Annotated in this window: 7 protein-coding genes and 1 pseudogene; all 8 read right to left on the reverse strand. The window is 73.8% G+C overall.

Going from position 1 to position 9,432, the window contains the following annotated elements:
• Positions 1-207 precede the first annotated feature (207 nt).
• The gene (locus JFN87_RS29510; RefSeq protein WP_209344983.1) at positions 208-951 is read right to left on the reverse strand and encodes a hypothetical protein; all 744 of its coding nucleotides are present in this window, start codon (positions 949-951) and stop codon (positions 208-210) included.
• On the reverse strand, positions 948-1,856 hold the full coding sequence (locus tag JFN87_RS29515; RefSeq protein WP_209344985.1) for a hypothetical protein: 909 nt from the start codon (positions 1,854-1,856) through the stop codon (positions 948-950). The genes JFN87_RS29510 and JFN87_RS29515 overlap by 4 nt, the downstream gene beginning before the upstream one ends.
• 108 nt (positions 1,857-1,964) lie before the next feature.
• Positions 1,965-2,693 (reverse strand): DUF8010 domain-containing protein, encoded by a 729-nt coding sequence (locus tag JFN87_RS29520; RefSeq protein WP_307865639.1) that lies wholly within the window; start codon positions 2,691-2,693, stop codon positions 1,965-1,967.
• Entirely contained in the window at positions 2,690-3,118 is a 429-nt protein-coding gene (locus JFN87_RS29525; RefSeq protein WP_209344987.1) for an acyl-CoA thioesterase, read from the reverse strand. Before JFN87_RS29525 ends, JFN87_RS29520 begins: the two co-directional genes overlap by 4 nt.
• A 2-nt stretch (positions 3,119-3,120) precedes the next feature.
• Complete coding sequence (gene ettA / locus JFN87_RS29530) at positions 3,121-4,785, reverse strand: energy-dependent translational throttle protein EttA (protein ID WP_209344989.1); 1,665 nt, start codon at positions 4,783-4,785, stop codon at positions 3,121-3,123.
• Between the two features lie 148 nt (positions 4,786-4,933).
• Positions 4,934-6,430, reverse strand: a complete 1,497-nt coding sequence (locus JFN87_RS29535; RefSeq protein WP_307865640.1) for an LAETG motif-containing sortase-dependent surface protein — start codon at positions 6,428-6,430, stop codon at positions 4,934-4,936.
• Positions 6,431-6,684: 254 nt separating this feature from the next.
• Positions 6,685-7,244: pseudogene (locus JFN87_RS29540) on the reverse strand (single-stranded DNA-binding protein).
• A gap of 261 nt (positions 7,245-7,505) precedes the next feature.
• Positions 7,506-9,432, reverse strand: a 1,927-nt coding sequence (locus tag JFN87_RS29545; protein ID WP_372449303.1) for a GTPase, incomplete at its 5' end; no start/stop codon positions are given.

Raw genomic sequence — 9,432 nt, forward strand, 5'->3', positions numbered from 1 at the left:
CCCCCCCCCCCCCCCCCCCCCCCCCCCCCCCCCCCCCCGCCCCCCCCCCCCCGCCCCCCCCCCCCCCCCCCCCCCGCGCCCCCCCCCCCCCCCCCCCCCCGGCCCCCCCCCCCCGCTCCCGCCCCCCCCCCGCCTGCCCGGCGCGGCGGCGGACGGCGGGGCGTCCGCGGCTGCCCGGCGCGGTGGTCCGCGGCTGCCCGCGCGGTGCTATGCCAGCAGCTCGACGAGCCTGTGGTGGACGCCGTCCTTGCCGTCCAGCGGGCTCGCCACCAGCTCCTCCCGTTCCCGCGGGTCGCGGGAGAAGGCGTGCAGGCGGTCGTCGGCGCGGGCGAGCACCAGGTCGGTGCTCGCGCCCGCGACCTCGGCCGATCCGTTCGCGGTGTAGTGCGTGACGGTGACCAGCGCCGAGCGCTCCGCCGCGGCGAGCACCGTGTCGGCGTCCCCCGCGCCCGAGCCGGCGGACGTGCCGCGCGGCAGCCAGTCGGTGAGGAGGCGGAACGCCTCCTCGGACGTGTAGAGGCCGAGCTGGTGCACCCCGAGCGCGTCGATGCGCACCACGAGGCAGATCGGCTCGGGCTGCGGCAGCAGCAGGATCCGCCACGGCTCCCCGGGACCCGTCCCCGTCGTGCGGGCATCGAGCACCTTCCTCGACCGCTGCTGGAGCGCGACCGCGATGCCCAGGTCGCCCCGCACCTGGATCTCCTCGCCGCTGGGCCCTGCCAGCAGCAGCTGGCGGGCGGCCAGGGACCGCACGGCCTCCGCGAGCACCTCGTCCGAAGGCCTGGCCTCCAGGAAGTCCACGATCGCGTCCACGGCCGTGAGTTCGGCGATGGTGTACGCGCCGAGCGCCACCGGGCCCGTGTGCACGAGGTTCACCACGGCCGTGACGAGCCCCTCGGGGACCGCCGCCTCACCCGGGTCGGACGGGTCCGGATGCCGCTCGTCGCTCATGAAACTCCTCCCGCCTGCCATCCGCCCGGGGACGGCAGGCTGCTCTCGCGCAGGACGGCCGCGGCGCCGCGCGACGGTGTCTGGGTGACCCACACCTCGGAAGCGCCGAACAGGCCGCGGCCCGCCCTGCCGGAGAGGGACCGGCCGAGCTCCTTCGACAGGTCCGCCCGGTCGGGCGGCGGGAACCTGGCCGCCAGGTCGGCCGAGGCGGAGGTCACGTCGTCGGCCTCCTCGATCCGGTGCAGCGTGCGTGCCAGCATTCTGGCGACCGGCGGTGTCAGGGACGTGGGGACGGCCAGCATCGGCGACAGGTACATCGGGCGCCGTTCCGTCCTGCGCGACAGGCCCCAGGGGCCGACGTTGCTGCGGGTGAAGCGGTAGACCAGGTAGTCCACGAGGTGGCGCACGTCGTCGATGCTGGGCAGTTTCCGCCCGCCGAAGGCCGCGGGGGTCTTCTCCAGCTGCACCCAGGTGCCCTGGACGGTCCGTCCGTGCAGCTTCTCGCGCACCACGTGCCCGCGCATCCCGATGTCCGGGTAGCGGTTCTTGTCGATGTCGCGGTGGTGGCTGGACAGGCGCGGGTGGCTGACCTTCGCGAAGTTCCACTTGTCGTACAGCCGGACGTCGTCCACCAGGACATGGCCGCCGCACAGCACGTCGTGCAGCTGCGGGACCTGGAGGCCGTGCCCTTCCAGGTCGGCGAGGATCGCCGCCTCCTCGGCGCTCAGGTGCGCGGCGGCGGCCACCAGGCCCTTGCGGTAGGCGCCCGACCTTGCGGTGATCTCGATGAGCAGGCGCACCCTCTCGCGCACCTTCTCGGCGCGCCTGGCACTCTCGCCGTCGCGGGCGGCGCCGCCGGACCGGCCGGCGTACCTGCCCAACCCGAGGCCGTGCTTGCGCTCCATCCGGCCAGTACAACACGGCGCCCGGGCGCCCGCACCGGCGGGCCACGCCCGTGTCGGCCGCCGCGCGAGGGCCCTGACCGCGACTCACCCGTCCGTGCTTTCCGCCCGTCAGCCCAGGACGCTGAGACCCGGCAGTCCGCCGAGCCCTGCGCCGCCCGCGCGTACCGCGATCGACCCGTACGCCGTGCGCAGCCGCAGCCACGACCCGGCGGCGAAGAGCGCCGCCTCGCCCGCGCCCGGCGCGGCGCCGGGCGGACGCAGGAATCCCACCGAGCGGGCCGCGTGCACCGCACGCAGTGGCAGGCCCGTCCCGCCGAGCGTGCGCGACCAGATGTCGTGGCCGATGCGGTCGCGCTCGGCACGGGTGCGGCGCTCCTCGGGCAACTCCTCGTCGCGTCGACGGAACTCGGCGACGGCGGCGGCCACCGCCCGCGCCATTTCCGGGACTTCGGGCAGCCCCTCGACGGGCCGCCAGCCACCGCGCGGCGGCAGCACACCCGCCCACGGCGGCCCCGTGACGGCAGACGGTACGGACACCTCGGCGCGGGCCTCCGCGACGCCCTCCAGGAGGTCGCCGGCGGACACGGTGACGTCGAGCGTGCTGCCGCCCGGCTCGCTCAGCCGTACGGTACGGATCGCGATGACCTCGAACGACGGCGGGCGGCCGAAGACGGCGAGCACGCCGCCGCCCGCCTGGAGGCGCACGGCGGCCGCGCGGTCGTAGTGCAGCAGACGGCCGAGGAAGGCGGCGAGGTCGGCCGCCTCCCCCGCGTCGGCGAGGCGCAGCACGCCGGAGCGTTCCACGAGGACCCCCACCCCGTCGTCCCTGCTCGTCACTCGTCGTCCATGTACTTCTGCAGGAAGAACCGCTCCTCCGCGGTGATCCTGCGCGGCCGCTGCGCCTGAAGGTCGTAGGGCACGACGACCGTCGAGGCGCGGACGTACACCCGCTCGGGCAGCTCCGCGGTCGCCATGTCCTTCACCTCGTACGCGACCGTCAGGGAGGCCGCCTTGACCTCCGTCACCCACAGCTCGATCGGCACCGGCTCGTAGCGGTGGACGAGCGGCAGCTTGTAGTCGATCTCGTGGCGCGCCACGACGGACCCGCCGGAGAACGACGCCGAGCCGTCGCCCGGCGCCAGGCGGAACATGAAGTCGATGCGCGCCTCCTCCAGGTAACGGAGGAAGACCACGTTGTTGACGTGGCCGAACGCGTCCATGTCCGCCCAGCGCAGCGGGCAGCGGTAGAGGAATCTGGCCATGGTCAGTCGCGCGTGAGCTTCCTGTACGTGGCGCGGTGCGGCCGCGCCGCGTCGGCGCCGAGGCGCTCGACCTTGTTCTTCTCGTACGCCTCGTAGTTGCCCTCGAACCAGAACCACTTCGAGTTGCCCTCGTAGGCGAGGATGTGCGTCGCGACCCGGTCGAGGAACCACCGGTCGTGGGAGACGACCACGGCGCAGCCCGGGAAGTCGAGGAGCGCGTTCTCCAGCGAGGACAGCGTCTCGACGTCGAGGTCGTTGGTCGGCTCGTCGAGGAGCAGCAGGTTGCCGCCCTGCTTCAGCGTGAGCGCGAGGTTCAGCCGGTTGCGCTCACCGCCGGACAGCACGCCGGCCGGCTTCTGCTGGTCGGGGCCCTTGAATCCGAAGGCGGACACGTAGGCGCGCGACGGCATCTCGACCTGGCCGACGTTGATGTAGTCGAGCTCGTCGGAGACGACCGCCCACAGCGTCTTCTTCGGGTCGATGTTCTCGCGGCCCTGGTCGACGTAGCTGATCCTGACCGTGTCGCCGATCTTGATCGAGCCCGCGTCGGGCTGCTCGAAGCCCTGGATCATCTTGAACAGCGTGGTCTTGCCCGCGCCGTTGGGGCCGATCACGCCGACGATGCCGTTGCGCGGGAGCGTGAACGACAGGTCGTCGATGAGGAACTTGTCGCCGAAGGACTTCGACAGGTGCTCCACCTCGACCACGACGCTGCCCAGGCGCGGGCCCGGCGGGATCTGGATCTCCTCGAAGTCCAGCTTGCGCATCTTGTCCGCCTCGGCGGCCATCTCCTCGTACCGGGCGAGACGCGCCTTCGACTTGGCCTGGCGGCCCTTGGCGTTGGAGCGGACCCACTCGAGCTCTTCCTTGAGCCGCTTGGCGCGCTTGGCGTCCTTCTGGCCCTCCACCTTGAGGCGGGTCTGCTTCGTCTCCAGGTACGTGGAGTAGTTGCCCTCGTAGCCGATGGCGCGGCCGCGGTCGAGCTCCATGATCCAGCCGGCGACGTTGTCGAGGAAGTACCGGTCGTGGGTGACGGCGACGACGGTGCCCGCGTACTTCGCGAGGTGCTGCTCGAGCCACTGCACGGACTCGGCGTCCAGGTGGTTGGTGGGCTCGTCGAGGAGCAGCAGGTCGGGCGCCTCGAGGAGGAGCCTGCACAGGGCGACGCGGCGGCGCTCGCCACCGGAGAGGTTGGTGACGGGCCAGTCTCCCGGCGGGCAGCCCAGCGCGTCCATGGCCTGCTCGAGCTGGGTGTCCAGGTCCCACGCGTTCGCGTGGTCCAGGTCCTCCTGGAGCTGCCCCATCTCCTCCATGAGGGCGTCGGAGTAGTCCGTCGCCATCAGTTCGGCGACCTCGTTGAACCGCTTGAGCTTGCCGATGGTCTCGGCGGCGCCCATCTGCACGTTCTCCAGGACCGTCTTGGACTCGTCCAGCGGAGGCTCCTGGAGGAGCATGCCGACGGTGTAGCCGGGCGACAGGAACGCGTCGCCGTTGGACGGCTGCTCGAGGCCGGCCATGATCTTGAGCACGGTGGACTTGCCCGCGCCGTTCGGGCCGACCACACCGATCTTCGCGCCCGGCAGGAAGCTCAGCGTCACGTCATCGAGGATGACCTTGTCGCCGTGCGCCTTACGTGTCTTGCGCATCGTGTAGATGTACTCAGCCAAGAGAAACCGTCCGGCATTCGAGAAGGGTCAAGGTGCGGCTCCGCCGCGTGAGGGCAGATACACCCATCTTGCCAGCCTGCCGCCCCCGGGCGAAAACCAGTGGCCTCGCCAAGGGCCCGCCCGGCGTCCGCCCGGCACGCCGGAGCCGTCACCGGCCGGCCTGCGGGGCCCTCTTCCTGGTGCGCACGAGGAAGATTACGCCGCCGCCCACCACCACGAGCGCGATGGCGATCCCCGCCATGACGGGGGTGGCGCTCGACGAGCCCGTCTCGGCGAGTCCGCTGCTCGCCAGGTCGGTCGTGCCGCTGCCGGCGGTGCCCCCGGCGGAGGCGGCGCTCAGGTTGGTGACGTCCTGGCCTGAGCGTGGCGCGGCGCCGGCGGTGAGGCAGTCTAGGGTGCCGGAGAACTCCTGCTCGAAGCCGTGGTCGCCGGTGACCGTGACGTCGTAGCGCTGGTCCTCCGCGACCGGCAGCGTGATCGTCCTGGCCTTCCCCGCCGCGACGCTCTCGTGCTCCTGCCCTATGTCGAAGGAGAACGCGCCTTCGCCCCGGTTGGTGGCCGTGACGTCCAGGCCGCTCTTCGCGCAGTCCTTGCGCGCCGTGAGCGTCGCCGTCGCCGCGTCCGGCGCCCAGGTGCCCGACGCCGACGCGGAGACCGTCGAGTCGCTCGACCCGGCCAGGATCTGCGTCTGGCTCCTGCTGACCCCCGCGAAGGCCCGCCCGACCGGCACGGACGTCGTGGCCTGCACGCTCAGCTCGGCCGTGCCCGCCTTCACCTGTCCTGGCCGGCCGTCGAGGGGCGGGGCGAAGTACAGCTCGGTGCCGTTCTTCGCCTTGGTCACCGGCCTGCCCCGGGCGTCGGTGACCCTGACCCCGCTCTCGGCCGCGTCGGCAGGGGGCACCACCGTGACGCTGTCCGCGTCCGTACTGACCGTGACCGGGCCGATCCGCTCGTTCGCCTTGCCCGACACCGCGGACGGCGTGAGGCTCAGCGAGGCGCGCGGCTCCGCGTCCGGTCGGGCGTGCGCGCCGAGCCAGTCAGCCAGCCGCTGCGCGTGCGGGTCCGTCGCGTCGACATCGGCGCCGTCCGACAGCCGCCAGATGGCCACCTGCGTGCCCGCCGCCGCGGTCCGCGCCGTCAGGGCGCCGCTGTGGGCGGTGCCTGCGAGCGCGGCGAGGTCGTCGACCTGCGGGTAGGAGTGGCGCAGTATCCACAGGATCCTGCCCGCGTTCCTGTTGCCCCCGAGCGAGCTCTGGGCCCAGGGGGTCTCCGCGTATCTGGCCTCGTCCTGGACGGGGTTGTCGATGTCAACGCCGTACGTCTTGAGCTTGCCGCCGCCGTCGACGTTCATCTCGAACAGGCCCGCGTCCAGCTGCTCGTCCGTGGTCCGGCCGTGGGCGTCCTTCTTGTGCAGGACGGCCGTGCCGTGCACATCGAGGCCGTCGAGCGTGGCCGTCGCGCCGTCCTGCTGCCCGCCGGCGAGATCGTCGGCCGCGGCCGTACCGGTCCCGGCGGCCAGGCCCACCGCCAGCAGGCCGGAGACGACGGCCGCCGAGGCGAGGCGCCTGGCGCCGAGCCCTGCCGCGCGGACGCGTTCGCGGGTCCGCGCGGAACCAGCCCTCCGCCCGCTTGAGACCGATATCACAGAAAGCACCGAATTCCCTTTCGCCAGGGGCACTTTCGTGCGGAGCCCCTTGGACAGTCGGAATCCTAGGGAGCGCCGATGTGGGCGACGGCGTTTCTCGTGGCCGGGCGGCCGTAACGCATCGGAATCGTTATCGGCCGTACGGCGCCGCACAGGAACGGCCACACGGAAGGGGATGCGTCCTGTCGACTTGTCGCCTCCTGCCGGGCTTTCATGGCTGCTCGTCAGTTCGCGGTGCACGCGTTCCGGTTCCCTCATGTCCACCCCCTGTGCCGCTCGCCGCCGGCGCGGGCACGCGGTCCCGTCCACCAGGCCGTTCGGGCGGCCCGGACTCCCACAGCTGTCCCTGTCCGCCGGCCGGCGCCCGCTCCCGCGCCGGGCGGTGGTCGGCGCCCGCCTTCGCCAGCAGCCCCGCGACCACCTCGCCCTGGCTGAGCGCGCCGCGGTTCCCGGGTACCCGCGCCACCCGCCGGAACGCGGACGTCCCGCGACTGAGGTCGTGGCCCGCGGACGAGGCCTCGATGTCCACGAACGTCCGGCGCTTCCCTTCCCGTTCCTCCTCGCGCACCCGCAACCTGCCCTGCACCACCAGCGGTTCGCCCACGGACACGGAGGCGGCGAGATTCGCCGCCAGGGCGCGCCACGCCCAGACCGTGTAGAAACTCGTCGGCCCGTCCGTCCAGTCGGCCGCCGCCCTGTCCCACCGCCGTACGGGCACGGCGAACCGGAATCGGGCCACTCCGCCCGTCGGCGATTCCTTGAATTCCACTCCGGTCGCGACATTCCCGACCAGCGTCACCACGGTGTCCGTCATTGCGCCCCTCCCCCGTTTCCGGCGCGCGCCAGGCGTCATCCGCCGTCTACGCCCGCCGCGCTTCCCGCTCGTGTCTCGCTCGTGTCCCGCTCGTGGCACCAGAGTGACCGAGTCGCGCGGATCCTGCTGAGCCCTGTGGACAAGTAGCCCGCGGCACCGCCGGAAGAGGGGCGGAAGGCCTCCGATTGTGGAAAACCTCGTCACCCGGCCGAGCGACCCCCCGGCGCTCCCGCGGGTCGAACGGCCAACGGCCCCTACCGCTCAAGCGGTCCCCGCGCGGCCCGTCCTCCTCCGTGCCCCACCGGAACCGGAACCGCCCCGGGTCACCGGGCCGGTACCGGCCCTCCCCGCGCCCCCGTACCCCGGCGCGCCGCCGCCTCCCACCGTCAGCACGGCCGCGCCCGACGACGTCCCCGACACCGCCGCGTACTGCTCGCGGACCTCCCGGTAGCGCATCAGCTCGGCCGAGATCGGGTCGAGCACCTTCGCCCGCCCGCATCCCGCGGCCGTCTCGCGCAACCGCCGCTCGACGTCCTGCCCGTACCTTCGCGCCGGCCCCCTCGCCGCCGCCGCGCACGCCCACTCCACGACCGGACCGCCGACGATGCCCGCGAGCATCACCATGGCGGGCGGCAGCAGTCCCGGCGGCACCACGCCGAAGATCTGCCCCAGCAGCCACAGCGCGCCGAAGATCTGCAGCAGCGTCATGGACGCCTGCACCAGCACGGCCGCCGGCCACCACGCGGGCCGCGGGGGGCGGCTGCTCGGCGCCGCCGCCGTGCCCGCCAGGTCGTCGAGCGCCTCGGGCAGCCCGGCCGAGCCACGCACCGCCGCCTCGCGCACCGCCTGCGCCCACGGCGCGGGCAGCCCGTCGGACGCCTCGTCCGCGACCACGCGCACCGCCTGTTCGACCCGCTGGCGTGCCGTGGCCTCCTCCTCGACGACCAGCGGCTCCTCGGTCACTTCCGCGCCCGGCGTGCGCGTGCTCTGGTACCACCGCCACAGCCGCAGCCAGGGTGTGCCGCACGCGCGTCCCGCGTTCCTGCGCCACTCACGCTCGGCCGTCTCACCGGCCGCGACGGCCCCGACCGCCCAGGCCAGCCGGTCGGCGAACTGCTCGCGCGAGCGCTCGCCGAGTCCTGAGCGCCCCTCCGCCATGTACGCGGGCCGCAGCCGCCGTGCCGCCGCCGCGACGTCCGCGGACAGCCGCCGTTCCGCGGCCGTGCGCTCCTGCACGAAACGGCCGAGCAGTTCCCGCAGGTCGCCCACGCCCTGCCCGCCGAGCGCGGACACGGCGAGCACCGTCGCGCCGGGCTCGTCGTACTCGCCGAGCGCCATCCCGTCCTCGTCCAGCAGCCTGCGCAGGTCGTCGAGCACCTGCTCCGCGGCCTCGCCGGGCAGCCGGTCGATCTGGTTGAGCACGACGAAGGTGACCTCGGCGTGTCCCGCGAGGGGGCGCAGGTAGCGCTCGTGGAGCGCGGCGTCCGCGTACTTCTCCGGGTCGACGACCCAGATCACCGCATCCACGAGCCCGAGCACGCGGTCGACCTGGTCGCGGTGCGCGGTGACGGCGGAGTCGTGGTCGGGCAGGTCGACGAGGACGAGGCCGTGCAGCTCCTCGTCCCCGTCGCCGCCCGCGAGGGGCTTGCGGCGCAGCCTGCCGGGGATGGCGAGCCGGTCGAGCAGGCCTGCCGCGCCGTCGGACCAGACGCATGCGATGGGCGCCGCGGTGGTGGGCCTGCGCAGGCCCGTCTCCGAGATGGGCACGCCCGCGAGCGCGTTGAACAGCGTGGACTTCCCGCTGCCGGTGGCGCCCGCGATCCCGACGACGGTGTGGCGCGAAGAGAGGCGCTGGCGCGTGGAGGCCTCGTCGAGCACCTGACCGGCCTCGGCGAGCACGGAGGCGTCGACGCGGGTGCGGGAGAGGCCGACGAGCTCGCCGAGCGCGTCGAGGCGTGCGCGCAGTGGGCCCGCGTAGGCGCTCCCGATGGGCGTGTGCGCATTGCCGCCGGCGAGCAGGGACTCCGGGCCGTCCGCGTCGGGCCTCTGGCGCGCGCGCCGCGCGATGAGGCCGTCGTCCCAGCCGGCGGAGGCGAGTCCGGGCCGCGGCGAGCGTCCGGCCCCGGCACCGGTCGTGGCGCCGGTCGCGCTGCCTGTCTCGCCGCCTGTCCCGGCGCCGGAGCGGCCG

Origin of the sequence: Streptomyces montanisoli, assembly GCF_017813245.1 — a bacterium.
Classification (GTDB): Bacteria; Actinomycetota; Actinomycetes; order Streptomycetales; family Streptomycetaceae; genus Streptomyces; species Streptomyces montanisoli.

Bases quoted from the DNA above. Each gene is read 5' to 3' on its own strand.
- JFN87_RS29515 (WP_209344985.1), bottom strand. From the start codon at position 1,856: ATGGAGCGCAAGCACGGCCTCGGGTTGGGCAGGTACGCCGGCCGGTCC.
- JFN87_RS29525 (WP_209344987.1), bottom strand. From the start codon at position 3,118: ATGGCCAGATTCCTCTACCGCTGCCCGCTGCGCTGGGCGGACATGGAC.
- JFN87_RS29510 (WP_209344983.1), bottom strand. From the start codon at position 951: ATGAGCGACGAGCGGCATCCGGACCCGTCCGACCCGGGTGAGGCGGCG.